The organism is Achromobacter sp., assembly GCF_049647645.1.
Classification (GTDB): Bacteria; Pseudomonadota; Gammaproteobacteria; order Burkholderiales; family Burkholderiaceae_B; genus Achromobacter.
In genome coordinates this window covers 1-20,075 of the sequence record NZ_JBARYB010000099.1, presented here as the reverse complement: position 1 = coordinate 20,075, position 20,075 = coordinate 1, and the positions used below count along the sequence as shown (strand labels likewise).

Below are 20,075 nucleotides of genomic sequence, written 5' to 3'. Positions count from 1 at the left end.
TAAGGAGGGGAAACGCGGCGGATCAGGCCGCGGGAAAGTGATCGAAACCGGCCGGCAGCTCGGCCAGGGGCTGGCCCTGGCTGTCCAGCACCGACAGCCCGGGCTGGGCCTGGGTCTGTCCCACGCGGGTCACGCGGACGCCGGCCGAAGCCGCCGCGGCCAGCACGGCCTCGCGCCGCGAGACGGGCGCGGTGAAGCAAAGCTGGTAAACGTCGCCGCCGCCCAGCACCGCGCGGCGCAACCGCGCCGTGTCCAGGGAAACCAGGGCGGGCGCTGCAGGCAGTTGGGCGTAGTGCAGCGTGGCGCCCACGCGGCCGGCGGCCAGGATATGGCCCAGGTCCTGCAGCAAGCCATCGGAGATATCGATGGCGGCATGCGCGATGCCGCGCAGCGCCAGGCCCAGCGCCACCTGGGGCTGCGGCCATTCGAGGGCGCCACGAGTCGCCGCGAGCAGCGCCGCATCAGCAGGGTACTGGCCATCCAGCAGCCGGTAGGCGACATCGGCCGCCCCCAGTTCGCCCGATACCCAAATGTCGTCCCCAGCGCGCGCGCCGTCGCGGCGCAAGGCCTGCCCGGCGGGTACTGCGCCGAACACGGTGACGCTGATGGCAAGGTCATGCGTGCTGCGGGTGGTATCGCCGCCGATCAGCGGGCAGCCGTGAGCGGCGGCCAGCGCATGGAAACCTTCGGCGAACGCCGCCAGCCAGGGCTCGTCCAGACGCGGCAACGCCAGGCCCAGCACGCAGCCGATGGGGCGCGCGCCCATGGCGGCCAGATCGGACAGGTTCACCGCCAGGGCCTTATGCCCCAGCGACTTCGGATCCACGTCGGGAAAGAAATGGCGGCCTTCCAGCAGCAGGTCCGTGCTGGTAGCCACCTGTTCGCCGGGCGGCACCGGGAACAGGGCGCAATCATCGCCCACGCCCAGCAGGCCGGCAGGCGCCGCGCGGGTGAAATAGCGCGCGATCAAATCAAATTCGGACGCCAAGGCAACTCCGCAGTCCGGCACGGCAGCGCCGGCATTGAATCCCACGGGGGCTTACCGCCCCCAACAAATCAGAGGGGCCACCCGCTCTGCCCCTCGCAAGAAACTGGTGCCTCCCAAATCCGGGCCGCGCGGATCCGGCTCCGCCGGTCCGCAGCGGCGCCCCCCTGGGGGGGAAGCGCGCAGCGCTTCGGGGGGGTTACCTCTTGTTGACTTCGTTGGCGCGCACGTCGGCAGCCAGCTTGTCCAGCACGCCGTTGACGAACTTGAAGCCGTCGGTGCCGCCGAACGACTTGGCCAGTTCGACGGCTTCATTGATGGCGACCTTGTACGGCACTTCGACATGATGAATCAGTTCGAAGCTGCCGATCAGCAGGATGCCATGTTCGACAGGCGACAGTTCGGCCAGCGGACGGTCGACATAAGGCGTGAAACGCTCGCGCAGCGCGGGCGCTTCGCGCAGCACGCCATGCAGCAAGGTCTTGAACCATTGCGCGTCGGCCTCGGAAAAATCCTCGGTGTCGCGCAGATGGGCGTCGATCTCGCCAGCGTCCTGCGTGCCTTCGCCACCGCGCAGCAGCCACGCGTACACGCCCTGCAGGGCGAATTCGCGTGCGCGGCGGCGCGCGCTGCGCGCGTTGGCGCGGGCTTGCGCCGCGCTATCAGCGCTGGTCGTCGTCTTCTTCGTCGTCAAAATCTTCGTCCTCGTCTTCGTCGTCTTCGTCTTCTTCCTCGGGTTCCAGGGCCGCCACCAGGTTGGCCATTTCAACGGCCACCTGGGCGCAATCGCGGCCCTTGCCGGCGGCGCGCGCCTGCGCCTGCTCGTCGGTGTCGACGGTCAGCACGCCATTGGCGACGGGGATGCCGGTTTCCAGGGAAATACGGGTGATTGCAGTGGCCATTTCATTGCTGACCACTTCAAAGTGATAGGTCTCGCCGCGGATGACCGCGCCCAGCGCGATCAGGGCGTCGAATTCAAACGTTTCGGCCATGTGGGACAGGGCCACGCCCAGTTCCAGGGCGCCCGGAACAGTGGCGACCATCACGTCGCGCTCGTCCACGCCCAGTTCGGCCAGTTCCTTCAGGCACGCTTCGAGTTCGGCCTGGCCGATTTCCTCGTTGAAGCGGGCGCGTACGATGCCGATGTGCAGCCCTTCGCCGTTCAGGTCGGGGGTAAGGATGTAAGGGTTCATATGTCGGCCTTCAGTGTGTTGCGGGAGTATTCGGAGGGTCGCAATCGTAACCCGTAATGGTGAGCGAGAAGCCCGCCATGCTGGGCATCTTGCGCGGCCGGGCCAGCAGCTTCATCTGGCCCACGTTCAAGTCACGCAGAATCTGGGCGCCAATGCCGTACGTGCGCAGGCCGTAACGGTCGGCATTGGCGGGGTTGGCCTGAGCCTTCGGGTCATTCCAGCCGGCGATCTGGCCAAACAGGTGTTCGGTGGACGATTGGCAATTCATCAACACGAGTACTCCCGCCGGGGCGGCCGCGATGGCCTGCAGGGCTTTTGCCACGCCCCAGCTATGCGGGCTGGCGCCGGTGTCCAGCACGTCCAGCACGGAGGCTGGCTCATGCACCCGCACCAGCGTCTCGGCATCGGGAGTCACGTTACCATGCACCAGCGCCAAATGGGCGGAGCCGGTGGCGGCATCTTCGTAGGCCACGGCCTCGAACTCGCCCCAGGCTGTCTGCATGGTGCGCTTGCCCACGCGCTTGACGATGGATTCGTGTTCGCTGCGGTACTGGATCAGGTCGGCGATGGTGCCGATCTTCAGGCCGTGCTCGCGGGCGAACTGCACCAGGTCCGGCAGGCGGGCCATGGTGCCGTCCGGCTTGAGGATTTCGCAGATCACGGCGGCGGGCGTCAGGCCGGCCATGGCGGTCAGGTCGCAGCCTGCCTCGGTGTGGCCGGCGCGCACCAGCACGCCGCCGGGCACCGCGCGCACCGGGAAGATGTGGCCGGGCTGGACCAGGTCCGAGGGCTTGGCGTCACGCGCCACCGCCACCTGGATGGTGCGGGCGCGATCGGCGGCCGAAATGCCGGTCTCGACGCCTTCGGCGGCCTCGATCGACTGCGTGAAGTTGGTGCCGTAGCGCGTGCCGTTGCGGGCCGCCATCAGGGGCAGGTCCAGCTGGCGGCAGCGGTCTTCGGTCAGGGTCAGGCACACCAGGCCGCGGCCGTGCGTCACCATGAAGTTAATGGCTTCGGGCGTGACGAATTCGGCGGCCATGACCAGGTCGCCCTCGTTTTCACGGTCTTCCTCGTCAACCAGGATGACGATGCGGCCGGCGCGCAGCTCGGCGATGATCTCGGCAACAGAAGCGATGCCGAAGGATTCCGGCTCGGAGCCGGGCAAGGGGGACAACTGGACGGACATGGCGGGCACGTAAACCAGGCGGGAAAGCCCGGATTTTACCGCCCCTGGAGGCGGAACCCCTATCCGGCCCTGCCGACCCCGTCCGCCGGGGGCGTCCGGTAAACTTTCGCCCGGAGACCACCCCTTAAAAACCGAGCCAAGGAAACCCCACATGCAAGCCCTTGCGGCCATGCCTTTGACCGTCGCCGCGGCGGTCCGCGTCGTGCTGACCGACATCGACGACACGCTGACCACCGAGGGCCGCCTGCCGGCGGACGCCTACGCGGCGCTGGAGCGCCTGGAACAGGCCGGCATCCAGGTCGTGCCCATCACCGGCCGCCCGGCCGGCTGGTGCGACCATATTGCCCGCATGTGGCCGGTGCGCGCCGTGGTCGGCGAAAACGGCGCGTTCTACTACGCCTATGACCGCCAGGCCCGCCGCATGACCACCCACTACTGGACCGACGCCGCCTCGCGCCTGGCCAGCCGCCGGAAACTGGACGCCATCCGCGATCGCGTCCTGGCCGAAGTACCCGGCGCCGCCGTGGCCAGCGACCAGGACTATCGCGTGGCCGACCTGGCCATCGACTTCTGCGAGGACGTGCCGGCCCTGCCCGATTCCGCCATCAGCCGGATCGTCCAGATCTTCGAGGAAGCCGGCGCCCAGGCCAAGGTCAGCTCCATCCACGTCAATGGCTGGTTCGGCGACTACGACAAGCTCACCATGACGCGCACCATGTTCCAGCGCGAGTTCGGCGCGGACGTGGCGAACGCCTTGGACAGCACTCTGTTCATCGGCGACTCGCCCAACGACGAGCCCATGTTCGCCTACTTCCCGATTTCGGTCGGCGTGGCCAACATCCAGGCCCAGCTGCACCGCCTGACGCACCGCCCTGCCTTCGTCGCCGCTTTCCATGGCGGCGCGGGCTTCGTCGAAATGGCCAACCGGCTGCTCGCCGCGCGGTCCACCCCTGCACAGCCGGCCTGAGGTCCGCACACCGTGGCGACATCCCCTTCCGCTTCATCCCCGGCCGCCAACGACGGCCGCCGCAGCATCCAGTCGATCGAGGTGGGCGTGCCGCTGCTGGCCGCCCTGGTCGACGCCGGCAAGCCCCTGACCCTGCGCGACCTGGCTGCGGGCGCCGGCATGACCTCGGCCAAGGCGCACCCTTACCTGGTCAGCTTCATCCGCGTCGGCCTGGTACAGCAGGACGCCATCACCGGCCAGTACGAGCTCGGCCCCTTCGCCCTGCAGATGGGCCTGGTGAGCCTGCAGCGCCTGGACCCCGTGCGCGTCGCCATGCCGGAAATCGCCAAGCTGCAATCGGAAATCGGCCATACCCTGGGCATCGCCGTGCTCGGCTCGCACGGCCCCACCATGATCCACATGACCGAAGCCAGCTACCCGGTCCACGTGAACATGCGCAAGGGCACGGTGATGTCCATGCTGCACACAGCCACCGGCCTGGTGTTCGCGGCCTGGCTGCCGCCCAAGGTCAGCGAGCACTACATCGCGCGCGAGGAAGGCGACACGGCCGTCATCGCCAGCACGCCGCCCCCGCGCAAGGCCTCGCGCGCCAACATCGAGGCGCAGCTGGCCGACATCCGGGTGCACGGCATGGCGCGTGCGTTGGGCAATCCGCTGCCGGGCGTGGACGCGCTGTCGGTGCCGGTCTTCGACAACACCGGCAGTATCGTCCTGGCCCTGACCAGCCTGGGCCCCACCGGGTTGTTTGACGTGGCCTGGGACGGCGCCATCGCCCGGCCGCTGCTGGCCTGCGCGCAGGAAATCTCGCGCAAGCTCGGTTACCGGGGCTGACAGGCGGAAATTCGCGCAAAAACGAACATAAATCGAAAAAAACGAACAAAAGCCGAAAAGAAACACAGGGACTTTCCCGAGTGCGCCCCCTCCTCTTCCATGTTTGAATTCAGGTTGAATTAAGTGACACGTCACACAAACAAAGAAAGAGGAGACACAAGATGCAAGCTCTGCGCCTGCTTCAGGCGGCCACGCTGGCCGCCTTCGCCCTGGGTGCGTCCGCCGCGCAAGCCGCCGACGCCTGCTCCAACCGCGGCGACCTGGACCAGATGTACTGCGACGCCAACAAGGACCTGGTGGCCGACACGCCCACCGATCCGGCCAAGCTGAAGACGCCCTCCACCCTGGTGTTCACCTACACCCCAGTGGAAGATCCGGCGGTCTACGAAGACATCTTCAAGCCCTTCACCAAGCACCTGTCCGAATGCACGGGCAAGCGCGTGGTGTTCTATCAGGTGCAAAGCAACGCCGCGGAAATCGAGGCCATGCGCTCGGGCCGCCTGCACGTGGGCGGCTTCTCGACCGGCCCCACCGCCTTCGCCGTGAACATCGCGGGCGCCGTGCCGTTCGCGGTCAAGGGCTACGCCGACGGCTTCCAGGGCTACAACCTGATCGTCATCGTCAAAAAGGACAGCCCCTACCAGAAGCTGACCGACCTGAAAGGCAAGAAGCTCGCGCATACCGCGCCTTCGTCGAACTCGGGCCACATGGCGCCCGTGGCGTTGTTCCCCAAGGAAGGCCTGACCCCCGACAAGGACTACAAGGTCATCTTCTCCGGCAAGCACGACCAGTCCGTCATGGGCGTGAACTCCGGCGACTACGACGCCGCCGCCGTGGCCTCGGATGTGTTCAAGCGCATGGTCGAGCGCGGCCAGGTCAAGGAAGCCGACTTCCGCGTGATCTACAAGAGCGAGAAGTTCCCAACCTCGTCGTTCGCCTATGCGCATGATCTGGAACCCAAGTTCCGCGACCAGATGCTCAAGTGCTTCTACGACTACCGCTTCCCCGCGGAAATGTCGAAGGCCTTCGACGGCGCCGACCGCTTCTATCCGGTGACCTACGAGAAGGACTGGGCCATCGTGCGCCAGGTCGCCGAATCCGGCGGCGAAAGCTTCAACCGCGCCGCCTACGACCGCGAATCCGCCAAGAGCAAGAAGTAATTCCGTATGACGACGTCGCTACGCATTTCCGGCCTGGTGAAGGAATACCGGGCCGGCCGGCCGGTACTCAACGGCATCGACCTGCAGATCGCGGGACAGGGGCTGACCGCCATCATCGGCCCCTCGGGCACCGGTAAGAGCACGCTACTGCGTTGCATCAACCGGCTGATCGAACCCACCAAGGGCGAGATCGTGCTGCAGTCGCAGGATGGAACCGTGGACCTGGCCCGCGTGCGTGGCGCGTCGCTGCGCCGCGCGCGCCGCCGCATCGGCATGGTGTTCCAGGAATACAACCTGGTGGAACGCCTGACGGTCATGGAGAACCTGCTGACCGGACGGCTGGGCTACACCTCCGCCGTGAAGGCCTGGATGCGCCGCTTCGACCCCGAAGATATCCAGCACGCCTACAAGCTGCTGGATACCGTGGGCCTGGCGGGCTTTGCCGACCAGCGCGCCGACGCGCTGTCGGGCGGCCAGCGCCAGCGCGTGGGCATTGCCCGCGCGCTGATGCAGCGCCCGCAGCTGCTGCTGGCCGACGAGCCCACCTCGTCGCTCGATCCCAAGACCTCCGTCGAGATCATGGAGCTGCTGTCCGAACAGGGCAGCGCCACGGGCATCCCCGTCATCGTCAACATCCACGACGTCGAACTGGCCCGCCGCTACGCCACCCGCATCGTCGGCATGTCCGGCGGGCACGTGGTCTATGACGGCGACGGCCAGGGGCTGGACGCCGCCATGCTCAAGACCATCTACGGAGGCGAGTCTTGGCTGGAATGATCCCACCCAAAGGCGCCCGCCCCTTCGCCATGTCCGGGCGCGCCAAGGCGGGCATGCTGTTGCTGCTGGCCTACACGCTGTACGCAAGCGCGCAGCTGGACTTCAGCTGGACGCGCTTCGAAACCGGCATGGGCCACGCGTCCACGTTCCTGGCGCGCATGTTCCCGCCCAACTTCGAAAAGCCCGCCACCTTGTGGAAGGGCATCGCGGAGAGCTTGGAAATCGCGGTGCTGGCCTCGGTGCTGGGCATCATCATCGCCCTGCCCATCGGCTTGCTGGGCGCGCGCAACATGATGCCGACCTGGGTCTCGTGGCCCGCCCGCGCCATCGTGGCGCTATGCCGCGCGCTGCACCCCGTCATCGTCGCCATCCTGTTCGTCAAGGCCGTGGGCTTTGGCGCGCTGGCCGGCATCCTGGCGCTGACGGTGGCCTCGGTCGGCTTCATCGGCAAGCTGTTCACCGAAGCCATCGAGGAAATTTCGCTGAAGCAAGTGGAAGCCGTGCGCGCCACCGGCGCGTCGTTCGCCAACGTGATCATCTTCGGCGTGCTGCCGCAGGTGTTCGCCCGCTTCATCGGCTTTGCGACCTACCAGTTCGACTCCAACCTGCGCAACTCCACCATGGTGGGGATCGTGGGTGCGGGCGGCGTGGGCGGCACGCTGTTCTCGGCGTTCCAGCGCTTCGATTACGACTTCGTCAGCGCCATCCTGCTGACCCTGATCGCCATCATCATGCTGGGCGAAATCCTGGCCGGCTTCGTGCGCGCCGTGTTCCTGGACAACCTGGGCTTTGACCGCATCCTGCAAGGCCGTTTTGCCGGCGCGCGCGGCATCGGCAGCGGCGCAACGCCAGTCAAGCGCAAGGCGGAGGTGGACGAATGAACGCCCATGCCTCCACCTTGAATCCGGCGGGCTCGCCGCGCGTCTGGCAGCGCTACAGCATGGGCCAGCGCCTGTTGCGCTTCGCACTCTACCTGCTGGTGGTCGCGGCCATCGTGCAGGCGATCCGCGGCGTCGAGGTCATTCCGGAGTTCCTGTACGACGCGCCGGAGCAGATGGCCGATCTGTTCCGGCGCATGTGGCCGATAGACTGGGCCTACTACCCGGACGGCGTGCACGGCGCGCTGATCGAGACGCTGCACATCGCCACGCTGGGCACCATCCTGTCCGTGGTGATGGCGGTGCCGGTGGGCCTGCTGGCGGCCAACAACCTCACGCCCAGCAAGACCGTCAACATGCTGGCCAGGCTGATCCTGGTGTCCAGCCGCTCGGTCAACTCGCTGGTGTGGGCGCTGCTGTTCATCGCCATCTTCGGGCCGGGCGCCCTGGCCGGCACGCTGGCCATTGCGTTCCGCTCCATCGGCTTCGTCGGCAAGCTGGTGGGCGAAGCCATCGAGGAAGCCCAGCGCGGCCCCATCGAAGCGGTCACCGCCACCGGCGCCAGCAAGGCATCGGTGATCTGGTACGCCTACTGGCCGCAGATCCGCCCCGCCTTCTGGTCCATCGTGCTGCTGCGCTGGGACATCAACGTGCGCGAATCGGCGGTACTGGGCCTTGTGGGCGCTGGCGGCATCGGCATGGCGCTGGACACGGCGCTGAACCTGTTCCAGTGGGACCGCGTGGCGCTGGTGCTGGCCGCCATCTTCGCCGTGGTCGTGGTGGCCGAAATCATCATCACCCAAGTCCGCAAACGCATCCTCTGACGCGTCCGCGGATTTCTACAGCGTTCCTTTGCCCCGCCCGGAAACGGGCGGTTTTTTTTGGCAGCTAGCCCTGGACGCCAGCAACGATCAGAAGCGCACGCTCAGGCCCGCCCTGACACCGTGATCCTGGGCGCCGCTGGCCAGCTGCCCTTGGTACGACAGATCGAACGAGACCTTGCGGGAGACCTGCACGTCGAGCGCCGCCTCGAGCACGGCGCTGTTCTTGGCGATGGGCACACCGGCCACCGTAAAGGCATTGCCCGCGGCAAAGGCTTGGGTGGCGACAGGCTTCAAGTCGCCGAACGCATAGCGCCAGCCCAGCGATCCTTTGGCGGTGGCTTGCGCGCCGCCCAGTTCGAAGCCGGACGTGATCCGCGAACCCAGTGTCGTGTACGTGGTCTCGGTGGTCTGACTGTTCGCGCGCAGCGCCGCCGCGCCGCCGCTCTCGGCATAGCCGTCGGTCTTGAGATTGACATAGGCCACATTGGCGAAAGGCTCGAGCGCGGCAACGCCAGTGTCTATGCGATAGCTGAGGTCCGCGAACACCTGGGCGGTACGCCCGTCGTAGCTGGCCTTGAGCCGGTCGGAATAGCCGGGCATGGAGACCGAGCGTCGCGTGGCGATGTCGTGCCAGCTATAGGTCAGGCCGCCACGCAGGCCCAGCGCGCCCCACTGGCCGCCGCCGTAGGCGCCCAAGTGGTAGTTATCGCTATCGCCGGAGGAAGAGCGATCCTGCACGTTGAAATCCGTGCGGCTGTAGCCGGCCATCAGGCCCAGCCGCCAAACGTCGGACACGGGCGCGTCGACCCCCAGCAGGAAGCCGCCGGTCGAACTCTTGACCTGGGCGGCGTTGCCGTCGCCGTCGATATGACGCCAGGAACCCATGCCCTGGATCCAGCTGGCGGGGCCCATTGCGGTCGCCGCGGCCAGCCTGGCGCCGTCCCCGGCGGACGCCAGGACCGGCACCGACGACGCCCCAACCGCGCCAACGGCCGAGCGCAAGCGCTCGCTGGCGGCATCGCGCACATAGCGGCTGTCCTCGATCAGCACGGTTTTGGCCGATGCATGGATCTCGCCGGACAACTGGTCGAAGCTGGCGCGCAGCAGACCCTTGTCGTCCGGCAGCACGGCGATCGCATCGTAAAGCCCATTGCCCGCCGCCATGCCGATGCTGTCGATGGCGCCCGCCGCCGCGCGCTGGTTGCGCGTGTCGGCGGCCGAGGCCATCGCGGTGCCGTTGCGCGCCAATTCCAGCGACACGCGGCCCGCGCCGTAGTCGTAGCCCAGTTTCGGCGTCAGGAAGGCATAGTCGGAGGTCACCGTGTCGAACCGGCCGGACAAAGTGCCATCAGCGGCCAGTAGCGTGTAGACGGAACGCAGTCCGTAGTCGCCGTCGATGCCGATATGCGCGACGGAGCCGCCATTGATTGTGGCACTGCCTGTGACATGGATGAGGTCGGCCTCGGCGCCACGCGGATTGGTTTCCACGGCGTAGCGCGCGCCGCTCTCGATGACGAGATCGCCATCGACGGTCAGCGTGCCAATGGAATTGCCCGGCGCCAGCGTGGCGCCGGCCGCCACTGTTACCGTCGAGCCGGCTCCCGAACCCACGGTCCCCGCGCCTGCGAGCACGCTGCCCGCACCGATGTTCAAGCCACCGCCCAGCTTGCCGTTCAGGGCGAGCCTGCCGCCCTGAACCGTTGTGCTACCGGTAAAGCCCGAGCTGTCGCCGGTCAGTCCCAGCGTGCCGGCGCCGCTCTTGACCAGTGAGCCGTTGCCGGAAATGGCGCCGCCGAACGACGCATTCGCGCCCTGATCGAACACCAGCGTGCCGTTGTTTTCGACGTTGCCCAGTATCGAAGCGGCATTGCCAACCAGGATGCCGTCCCGGATCAGCGTATTGCCGTAGGCATTGGCCGAGCTGTCCAGGCGCAGCGTGCCGGCCCCGGTCTTGATCAGATTGCCGCTACCCGAGACCATGCCGGTCAGGCCCAGCGTCGTGCTGGCGGCGACGTCGAAGGTCCCTGTCTGCGCCAGAGCGACCGTGCGAGCGATATCGAAGCTGCCCGTGGTCGCCAGCGTGCCGCCATTGAACGTCAACGCGCCCGCGGCCGCGCCCAGGTTCGCGTCCTGCGCGACCTGCAAGACGCCGCCTGCGATCGCGGTACCGCCGGCATGGCTGTTGCTGGCGCTCAAGATCAGCGTGCCGGCGCCAAGCTTGGCAAACCCGCCAGCGCCCGAAACCGTGCCGCTCAGGCCCAGCACCGTGCCCGCAGCCACGTCGATGCGACCCGACTGCATCAGCGATATCAGGCGCGTGGTATCAAATGACGCGGTGGTCGCCAGCGTGCCGTCGCCGAACGCTACCGCGCCAGCCGCTGCGCCCAGGTTCGCGTCCCGCGCGACCTGCAAGGTGCCGCCATCGACCCGCGTGCCACCGGCGTGGGTATTGCTGCCGCCCAGCACCAGCGTGCCAGCCCCGGTTTTGGCGAACATGCCGCCTCCCGACACCGTGCCGTTCAGGCCCAAGACCGTGTCTGCGGCGACGTCGAAGCTGCCCGACTGCGCCAGCAGGACGGCGCGCGAGGTTTCGAACGACCCCGTGGTCGCCAGCGCGCCGCCGTCGAACATCAGCGCGCCCGAGGCCGCGCCCAGGCTCGCGTCCTGCGCGATCCGCACGCTGCCGCCAACGATACGCGTGCCGCCGGCATAGGTGTTGTTGCCGCTCAGCACCAGAGTGCCGCCCCCCGCCTTGATGAGCATGCCGCCACCCGATACCGTGCCGGCCAGGCCCAAGGCGGTACCGGCTGCCACGTCGAAGCCGCCCGCCTGCCCCAGCGTGATCGCGCGCGCAGTGTCGAAAGTCCCGGTAGTCGCCAGCGTGCCGCCGTTGAAGCTCAGCCCGCCCGTGGCCGCCCCCAGGTTCGCGTCGCGGCCAACCTGCAGCACGCCGCCCGAGATGGTCGTACCGCCGCCATAGCTGTTGTCACCGCTCAACACGAGCGTGCCCACGCCGACCTTGGTCAGGGTCCTGCCGTCCCAACCGCTGGCGGCATTGCCGGCTTGATCCGTCAACGCCGCTCCCACCTGGAAGCTGTCCGTGGCGTTGGTCAGCGTGAACGTGCCGTGCGCCAGGTTGTTGCCGGCGCTCCAGGACAAGCCATAAGTCGCCAGGTACTGCATATTGTCCGCCGACTTGCGCGTATTGACGCTCATGTAGTCCACGGCGCCCGTGAAGCCGCCTACGCTCACCGACGCGAAGTCTCCGCTGATGCCGTGGCGGGTATCGATCAACACCTGGTCGAGCCGGCTCGTGTCGGAGATGCCCGCCAGCCGGAACGTCACGCCATCGCCCAGCAAGACGCGATCGGACTGCAAGGCGGGGTGGCCAGTCGCCGCCGCGATCTCCAGGGCCGTGCGGTCGGCGAGATCGGTATCACCCGCCACCGACAGCACGGCCGGCCCCTGCACCGACAGCGTGCCGCCGGCAACCTTGAGATCGCCGTTCAGGCGGTTTGCCGCGCCCGCGACGCCGTTGCCATACTGCAATGTGCCGCCCGTCACCGCGGCCGAACCGCCCAGCACGCCTTGCACGATCAGCCGCCCCTGCGACACGGTCGTCTCGCCTGTGTACGAGGCGTGATTGCCAGCCAAGTCCAGAGTGCCCGCGCCGGTCTTGATCAAATTGCCGCTGCCAGAAATGGCGCCGCCAAAGCTCGCATCGGCGGCCTGCTCGAACACCAGCGTTCCGTTAATGCCGACATTTCCCGAGACCGAACCGGCATGTCCGACCAGCGTGCCTGCCTGAATCCACGTATTGCCGTAGGCATTGGCGCCGCTGTCCAGGCGCAAGGTGCCTGCGCCGGCCTTGAGCAGGTCTCCGTCGCCCGACACCTTGCCCGTCAGGCCCAGCGCCGTGCCGGCGGCCACGTCGAAACTTCCTTGCCGCGTCAGCGCGATCGCGCGCGCCATGTCAAGGGTGTCGGTGGTGGCCAGCGTGCCGCCATCAAGCGCCAGTCCGCCAACAGCGGCGCCCAGGTTCGAATCATTGGAGATTTGCAGCCTGCCGCCATCGATGCGCGTGCCGCCGGTGTAGCTATTGCTGCCGCTCAACACCAGCGTGCCGGCTCCGGATTTCGCAAGCATGCCCGAGCCTGACACCGAACCCGTCAGGCCCAGCGACGTGCCAATTGCCACGTCGAACCCCGCCGCCGCCGCCCCCCCCAAAGTCACGGCGCGCGACAAATCAAAGGACGACGCCGTCGCCAGCCCGCCGCCGGTGATGTAGAGACGGTTGACTGGCGCCCCCAGGCTGGCATCGCTCTCGATCTGCAATGTGCCGCCGGCAATCGTCGTGCCGCCGATGTAGCTGTTGCTTGAGCCCAGGGCCAAGGTACCCGCGCCGGTCTTGACGAGGCCCCCCCCGCCCGAGATTGGCCCATTGACCCCCAGCCTGGCACCATCCTCCACGTCGAAGGTTCCTGAGTTCGCCAACGTGACGGCACGCGCGGTGTCGAAGGAGTCCGTGGCGGCCAGCGTGCCGCCGTTGAAAGCCAGCCCGCCCGAGGCCGCGCCCAGATTCTCGTCGCGCGCCACTTGCAGCGTGCCGCCCAGGATCTCGGTGCCGCCCGTGTAATGGTTGTTCCCGCTCAGCACCAGCGTACCCGCGCCCGCCTTGGTCAGGCTGCGGCCGTTCCAGCCTTTCGCGGCATTGGGCGCCTGGTCGGTCAGCGCCGCGCCGGCCTCGAACCGGTCCGTGGCGCCAGTCAGCGTGAACGTGCCGCCTGCCTGATCGTTATTGGCCATCCAGCTCAGACCATAGCTGGCCAGATACTGCCGTTGATCCGCCGATTTGCGCGTGTTGACGGCAAGGTAGTCCACCGCGCCCGAATAGCCGCCGACGCTCACGGATCCGAAGTCCCCGCTGATACCGGTACGGGTATCGATCAGAACCTTTTCCGCCATCCCCGCGCCGGTGATGCCGTTGATCCGGAAAGCAACGCCGTCGCCAAGCGTGACGCTGCCCGCCTGCAGGACCGGCCCGTTCGCGCTGGTGTCGACGTCCAGCACGGTGCCGTCAGCCAGGCCAACATCGCCCGCCACCGACAAGGTGGCTGCGCCCTGCACCGACAGCGTGCTACCCGCAGCGCTCACCTTCAGGTCGCCGCTCAAGCGGTTGGCCGCGCCTGCAACGCCATTGCCATACTGCAAGATGCCGCCCGTGACCTCCGCCGAACCGCCCAACACGCCCTGCACGGCCAGCGTGCCCGCCGACACCGTCGTCTTGCCAGTGAAGGCGGCGTGGTCGCCGGAGAGCACCAGCGTACCTGCACCCTGCTTGACGAGCGCGCCAGCCCCGAAGATGCTGCCCGAGAAATTGCCATTGATCGACTGTTCGAACACCAGCTTCCCACCGTTGCTGACGTCGCCGGAGATCGAAGCGGCATTGCCGATCAGCGTACCCGACTGGATCCAGGTATTGCCGTAGGCATTGCTCGCCTTGTCCAGGCGCAGCGTGCCCGCGCCGCTCTTGATCAGGTCGCTGCTCCCCGCCACGCTGCCGGTCAGGCCCAGCACGGCGCCGTCAGCCACGTCGAATCTGCCATGCTGCGCCAGCGCGACGGTGCGTGAGGTGTCGAAAGAGTCCGTGACCGCCAATGTCCCGCCGCTGAAGGTCAGCGCGCCGGAACCCAGATTCGCATTGTTTGCGACCTGCAGCGTACCGCCGGCGATCACCGTGCCGCCGCTGTAGGTGTTGTTGCCGCTCAGCACCAGAGTGCCCGCTCCTGCCTTCGTCAACGTGTTGCCATCCCAGCCGGTCGCGGCATTGGCGGCCTGGTCCGACAGCGCCACACCCACGTCGAAACGGTCCGCAGGGTTGGCCAGCGTGAAGGTGCCATGGCCCAGATTGTTGTTGGCGGTCCAGCTCAAATCGTAGGTGGCGCGATACTGCAGGCCGTCCGCGGATTTGCGCGTGTGGACGGTAAGGTAATCGACGGCGCCCGTGAAACCGCCCACGCTCACGCCGCTGAAATCACCATCGATGCCGTTCGTGCTCTGGATCAGTACCTTGTCGAGCTGGCTCCTGTCGGAAATGCCGCTCAGCTTGAACACCACGCCGTCGCCCAGCTTGACCTTGTTTGCCTGCAATGACGGACTGCCCGCGCCGGCCGCGATGTCCAACACGGTGGCGTCGGCCAGATCGACATCGCCTGCGACCCCAAGCGTGGCGCCTCCTCGCAGCGCCAGCATGCTGCCGGCGCCGGAGACTTTCAGGTTGCCGCTCAGGCTGTTGGCCGCGCCCGTGGCGCCAGCGCCATACTGCAGCACGCCGCCCGTCACCTCGGCGGATCCGCCCAGTTTGCCCGTCACGGTCAACTTGCCGCCCGACACCTTCGTCGCGCCCCTGAAGCCGGAGCTATCGCCCTCCATGATGGTGGAGCCGGCAATCTGGTTCAGCTGGTGTATGCCGTTGCCCGTGCTCTTCAACGGCACCAAGAATCGATAGCCCGCATCTGTATGGTTGAAATTCAGGGTGGCGTTGCCCTTGCCGAATTCGATTGCCGAAGCGTTGAGCGTACCGGCCGCCACCGCGGCCTGGGATGTCTGTCCGCCAATGTTGATCATGCCGGTCGTACCCAATCCTGGGAACAAGCCTTCCTTGGCCAGAGAAACCACCCCCGTCCCGCCAGGGCCGGCCGTGACGGTTCCCGCGTCCGCGATCGTCAAGCTGCCGGTGCCAAAGCTGAAAGAGAGGCCGAAACCCAGATTGAGCGCGCCGATATTGTTCCAGGAAGCGCCGACGCCGCTGACGACCACGTTGCCCGTACCGTTCATGCTGCCGATGTAGCTATCCGTGTTCGAAACCAGCCCTCCCGGCCCGATAGCCAGCGTACCCCGCCCTGATATATCCCCCACCCGGAGAAAGCCCATGTTGATCCAGTTCGCCCCCGACACCGTGACGTTGCCGTTGGAACCTGCCTGGCTTCCGATGTATCCGTCGGTGCTGGACAGGTAGCCGCCTTGCTGGACGGACACTGTGCCCCACCCGCCGTTGGCGACCGACAGGGCAGCGCTATTCAACCAGCGGGCCCCCGCCCCCGAAACCGTCACTTCGGCCATGTCGCCGCCCGGGGCATTGACCGTGCCGAACTGATTGGAAACCAAGCCCCCAGCTTCGACGGCGAGCTTGCCCGATCCAGCGCCGCCGACGAAGACATTGCCCGAATTCTCCCAGGCCGCGCCCGCGCCGGATACCGTGACGGCTGCCGTCGCGCCGAGCACCGCGCCGGCGTCGATCCTGCCTTCCGTCGTGCCCAGCCGGTTGAGTATCCACAGGTTCCCGCCCGATACCGTGGTGTTGCCGGAAAAGCCTGAGCTATCACCGAGCAGCCGCGTGGTGCCGGCATAGTGATTGAGCCGATGCGTGCCCGCCCCGCTGATCAGCGCCGCGTTGAATTCATGGGTGTTGTTGGTGTTGAAGTTCAGCGTGCCCGTGCCCGCGCCGAACGCGAGTTGCGACGTTGCCAGAAAACCCGCGCCCGCGGGCGCCGCACCGGGAGCCGCGCCGACGTTGATCGTGCCGTGAGCCGAGGCCAAGTCGGCCAGAATCACAGTGTAAGGGGACACCATTGTCACCAGGCCGCCATCGGCGACGGTCAAAGTTCCCACACTGGATATGCCCACGACGAGCGAGGCGGCGACCGTGACACCAGAGCCCGAGTAAGTTCCTAGGGTGCTATCGCCGGTGGAAGTGACCGTCGGCCCCGCCTGTGCCGCGCCGGCCGTGCCCAGGGCCGCCAGCAACATCGCCGTCACCGGCAGGCGCCTGCGGGATCGGCCCCTGCGGCAACCGCCCTTGCCTTGCCCGCGGGCATGTTCGCTCGCGACTTGCCACAATCCTGCGCTGCGATTGAAGACGATGCGATACGTATGATTCATTGGGCTCTTCTTCTGTAAACGGGGCCCGCAGGAACAGTTGCCGGACGGACGCGCGTGGAAACCGGGCTGCGAAGCGCGTTACCCGCCAATTACAATTAGAAAAGCGATCCGTAACATTGCATATCACTGAAACTAGGTAATTTCAGGATCGGTGCCGGCGCCAGGACATATGGCGACTGCGCCTCCAACAGACCCTTCGCTGGTCAAGGCGCTTCCCCCTTCGCCCGGTTGTTGATGCGCCGCAAACACGTCTATGCTCCATGTGAAATAAATATGACCGGTCATCAAATCCCTCCCTTCGTTTGATTAAGATCTCGGCTTTTGCCGTTGGACACTCGCCGCCATGTCGGAACAGGAATTGAAACTGCACGTGCCCGCGGCTTCGCGCCAGGCGGTGCAGCGTGAGGTCAAGCAGCGCGAGGCGACCCGCATCCGCTTGCATGCCATGTATTTCGATACGCCGGAACGCGAGCTTGCGCGGGCGCGCATCGCCATCCGGCTGCGCCAGGAGGGCCGCGACTGGGTGCAAACGCTGAAGATGCCCGGCATCAATGCCATTACCCGCATCGAACTCAACCATCCGCGCCCGGGCCCGGTGCTGGACCTGTCTGTGTATGCCGGCACGGAAGTCGAAGCCGCGCTGGCTGCCGTCAAGGGCGAATTGGGCCTGCGCTACGAAACCGACGTGCAGCGGCTGCTGCGCAAGGTCCGCACGCGCTACGGCACGGTGGAGCTGGCCTATGACACCGGCATCCTGCGCGCCGGCGCGCTGGAACTGCCGATCTCCGAACTGGAATTCGAACTGGTGTCGGGCCGCCCCGCCGCCATCTTCGCGGCGGCGCGCGGCTGGCAGCAGCGCCACAGCCTGGTGCTGGATCCGCGCAGCAAGTCCGAGCGCGGCGACGCGTTGGCCCAGCTGGCGCAGCGCCTGGCCGACACCGACGCCATCCCCGGCGACGACATCGAAGCCCGCCGCGCGCAGGCCATCGCGCAATTCTGGGCGCCGCGCGGCGCGGCATCGGTCAAGTTGCGCGAAGACATGACGGCGCCCCAGGCCATGGCGCGCATCGCCGCCGAATGCCTGGACCAGATCGCGCGCAACGCCGCGGCGCTGGCCGAGGTCGACACCGAAGGCGTGTACCGCGCCGGCAACTCCGAACACGTGCATCAGCTACGCGTGGGCGTGCGCCGGCTGCGTTCGGCCTGGAAGTTGTTCGACGGCTGGATCGCGCCGATTCCGGACGCCCTGCTGCAAGGCGTGCGCACGCACTTCGCCGCCTTCGGCGCCAACCGCGACCAGGACGTGCTGAATGAAACCGTGGCGCCCGCGCTGATGCGCGCGGGCATGCCGGTCATTCCCATGGAAGCCGCGCCCCCGGAACAGGACGCCCGCAGCATCGCCGGCGGCAAGGCCTTCCAGGCCTGGCTGCTGGAGCTGCTGGAATGGAGCCTGGACGTGCCGCCGGCCCTACCCGCCGCGGACAGCCAGACCATTGCCAACGGCACGCCCAGCGACAGCGCGCCCGAACCCGCCATCCGGCTGGAAGGCGGCGTGGCCGGCCCCAGCATCAGGCCCACCATCATTCCGATGCTGGCGCCCGAACCCGATCCGCAGCGCCTGCACAAACAGCTCGCGCGGCGCCTGCATCGCTGGCACAGCAAGGTGGCCGACCAGGGCACGCAGTTCGCGACGCTGGACATCCCCACGCGCCACGAATTGCGCAAGCGCGGCAAGCGCCTGCGCTACTGCCTGGCGTTCTCGGAATCGCTGCTGCCCTCGGGCAAGCTGCGCGGCTATCGCAAGCTGTTGTCGCGCGTGCAGGACGTGCTGGGCGAAATCAACGACCTGGCGGTGGCCAAGGACTACTACGAGTCGTGTACCGCCACCCATCCGCAAGCCTGGTTCGCCCTGGGCTGGATCAGCGCCCGCCTGGAAGAACTGGCGGACGACGCGCAGAAAGCCTTCGACGACCTGGCCGCCAGCAAACCATTCTGGAAGTGATGCGGGCTTGAATGCAAAAGGGACGGCAAGCGCCGTCCCTTTTGTTTGGACCGACGCTGGCGCGCCGGACCGATGAGCCTCAATCCGCCAGCAAGGCCCCGGCGAACTCGTCCGCCACGAAGGGCTGCAGGTCTTCCAGGCTTTCACCCACGCCGATCCAGTACACCGGAATCGGGCGTACGCCCTGGCTGCCCGCAGCCACCGCGGCCAGCGTGCCGCCCTTGGCGGTGCCGTCCAGCTTGGTCACGACCAGGCCCGTCAGAGTGATGGCGGCGTCGAAGGCACGGATTTGCGCCAAGGCGTTCTGGCCGGTATTGCCATCCACCACCAACAGTACCTCGTGCGGCGCGGCGGCATCCGCCTTGCCGATGACGCGGCGGATCTTCTTCAGTTCTTCCATCAGATGCAACTGCGTGGGCAGACGGCCCGCGGTATCCACCATCACCACGCCGATGCCGCGCGCGCGGCCCGCGTTGACGGCGTCGAACGCCACTGCGGCCGGATCGCCGCCGTCCTGCGAGATCACCGTCACGTTGTTGCGGCTGCCCCATTCGACGAGCTGCTCGCGCGCGGCTGCGCGGAACGTGTCGCCCGCCGCCAGCAACACGCTGGCGCCCTGGCGCTGGAAGGTATGGGCCAGCTTGCCGATGGAAGTGGTCTTGCCGGCGCCGTTGACGCCGGCGATCATGACGACCAGGGGCTGGGTGCGCTTCAGGTCGAAGGCGCGCTCCAGCGGGCGCAGGTGGTCAGCCAGCAGTTGGCGCAGGGCCGTCTTCACCTTGGCCGGATCCTCGATGCGTTCCTTCTTGACCCGGGCGCGCAGCGCGGTCAGGAGCTTTTCGGTGGCCTCCAGGCCCGCATCGGCCATAATGAGCGCCGATTCGAGTTCCTCGAACAGGTTCTCGTCAACCTTCACGCCGACGAAGATGCCGCCTATGCTCTGGCCCGTGCGCGACAGGCCCTGCTTCAAGCGGGACAGCCACGAGGCCTTCTTGGGGGCTTCAGCGACGGGCTCGGGAGCCGGTACGGCCGGCGCAGCCGCAACGGGCGCGGGAGCGGAGATCGGCGCCGGCGTTGCTACCGCTGGCGCGGAAACCGCGACAGGTGCGGGAGCCGCTGCCGGGGCAGGCGCTGGCGTCGGAACAGGTGCCGGCGCCAGAACAGATGCCGGCGACGATGCCTGAGCGGGCGCCGGCGAAAACGCTGCGGGCGCAGCCGGCGCGGGCGTTACAGCCGGCGCTTCATGCGACGCAGCAACAGGCGGCGGAACAACAGGCGTTGCAGCCGGAACGGCGGCAGCCGGGGCAATGACGGCCGGCGCGGCGGCGGCC

13 protein-coding genes are annotated in these 20,075 nt (G+C 67.3%); 7 read left to right on the top strand and 6 right to left on the bottom strand.

Features of this window, described 5'->3' with window-relative positions; translation table 11 throughout:
• Positions 1 to 22 precede the first annotated feature (22 nt).
• The 4 genes from thiL to ribBA all read right to left on the bottom strand — a co-directional run bounded on the left by thiL (position 23) and on the right by ribBA (position 3,364).
• A complete protein-coding gene (gene thiL / locus WBB14_RS11800; RefSeq protein WP_424239973.1) occupies positions 23 to 988 on the bottom strand; it encodes a thiamine-phosphate kinase in 966 nt (321 codons plus the stop codon).
• A gap of 196 nt (positions 989 to 1,184) precedes the next feature.
• Complete coding sequence (nusB, locus tag WBB14_RS11795) at positions 1,185 to 1,679, bottom strand: transcription antitermination factor NusB (RefSeq protein ID WP_332016307.1); 495 nt, start codon at positions 1,677 to 1,679, stop codon at positions 1,185 to 1,187.
• Positions 1,648 to 2,178 (bottom strand): 6,7-dimethyl-8-ribityllumazine synthase, encoded by a 531-nt coding sequence (ribH, locus tag WBB14_RS11790; protein ID WP_006391339.1) that lies wholly within the window; start codon positions 2,176 to 2,178, stop codon positions 1,648 to 1,650. The genes nusB and ribH overlap by 32 nt, the downstream gene beginning before the upstream one ends.
• Before the next feature lie 10 nt (positions 2,179 to 2,188).
• Complete coding sequence (gene ribBA, locus WBB14_RS11785; RefSeq protein WP_424239972.1) at positions 2,189 to 3,364, bottom strand: bifunctional 3,4-dihydroxy-2-butanone-4-phosphate synthase/GTP cyclohydrolase II; 1,176 nt, start codon at positions 3,362 to 3,364, stop codon at positions 2,189 to 2,191.
• Between the two features lie 151 nt (positions 3,365 to 3,515).
• Between ribBA and WBB14_RS11780 the strand changes: the two genes are divergently transcribed.
• The 6 genes from WBB14_RS11780 (at position 3,516) to phnE (WBB14_RS11755) (ending at position 8,801) form a co-directional block, all read left to right on the top strand.
• Positions 3,516 to 4,331, top strand: a complete 816-nt coding sequence (locus tag WBB14_RS11780; RefSeq protein ID WP_424239971.1) for an HAD-IIB family hydrolase — start codon at positions 3,516 to 3,518, stop codon at positions 4,329 to 4,331.
• Positions 4,332 to 4,343: 12 nt separating this feature from the next.
• Positions 4,344 to 5,162 (top strand): IclR family transcriptional regulator, encoded by an 819-nt coding sequence (locus tag WBB14_RS11775; RefSeq protein ID WP_424239970.1) that lies wholly within the window; start codon positions 4,344 to 4,346, stop codon positions 5,160 to 5,162.
• A 161-nt stretch (positions 5,163 to 5,323) separates the two neighbouring features.
• A complete protein-coding gene (gene phnD / locus WBB14_RS11770) occupies positions 5,324 to 6,322 on the top strand; it encodes a phosphate/phosphite/phosphonate ABC transporter substrate-binding protein (RefSeq protein WP_013396167.1) in 999 nt (332 codons plus the stop codon).
• Between the two features lie 6 nt (positions 6,323 to 6,328).
• Complete coding sequence (gene phnC / locus WBB14_RS11765) at positions 6,329 to 7,099, top strand: phosphonate ABC transporter ATP-binding protein (protein ID WP_424239969.1); 771 nt, start codon at positions 6,329 to 6,331, stop codon at positions 7,097 to 7,099.
• Positions 7,096 to 7,980 (top strand): phosphonate ABC transporter, permease protein PhnE, encoded by an 885-nt coding sequence (phnE, locus tag WBB14_RS11760; protein ID WP_424239968.1) that lies wholly within the window; start codon positions 7,096 to 7,098, stop codon positions 7,978 to 7,980. The genes phnC and phnE (WBB14_RS11760) overlap by 4 nt, the downstream gene beginning before the upstream one ends.
• A complete protein-coding gene (gene phnE, locus WBB14_RS11755; RefSeq protein WP_424239967.1) occupies positions 7,977 to 8,801 on the top strand; it encodes a phosphonate ABC transporter, permease protein PhnE in 825 nt (274 codons plus the stop codon). The genes phnE (WBB14_RS11760) and phnE (WBB14_RS11755) overlap by 4 nt, the downstream gene beginning before the upstream one ends.
• A gap of 87 nt (positions 8,802 to 8,888) precedes the next feature.
• On the opposite strand, the gene WBB14_RS11750 is transcribed toward phnE (WBB14_RS11755), so the two are convergent.
• On the bottom strand, positions 8,889 to 16,742 hold the full coding sequence (locus tag WBB14_RS11750) for an autotransporter-associated beta strand repeat-containing protein (protein ID WP_424239966.1): 7,854 nt from the start codon (positions 16,740 to 16,742) through the stop codon (positions 8,889 to 8,891).
• Positions 16,743 to 17,085: 343 nt separating this feature from the next.
• Between WBB14_RS11750 and WBB14_RS11745 the strand changes: the two genes are divergently transcribed.
• Positions 17,086 to 18,744: a CHAD domain-containing protein gene (locus tag WBB14_RS11745; protein WP_424239965.1), complete on the top strand. Its 1,659-nt coding sequence runs from the start codon at positions 17,086 to 17,088 to the stop codon at positions 18,742 to 18,744.
• 79 nt (positions 18,745 to 18,823) lie between these two features.
• Here the strand turns inward: WBB14_RS11745 and ftsY are convergent, their stop codons facing one another.
• Positions 18,824 to 19,903, bottom strand: coding sequence for a signal recognition particle-docking protein FtsY (ftsY, locus tag WBB14_RS11740; RefSeq protein ID WP_424240054.1), 1,080 nt, complete (start codon positions 19,901 to 19,903; stop codon positions 18,824 to 18,826).
• Between the last annotated feature and the right edge of the window lie 172 nt (positions 19,904 to 20,075).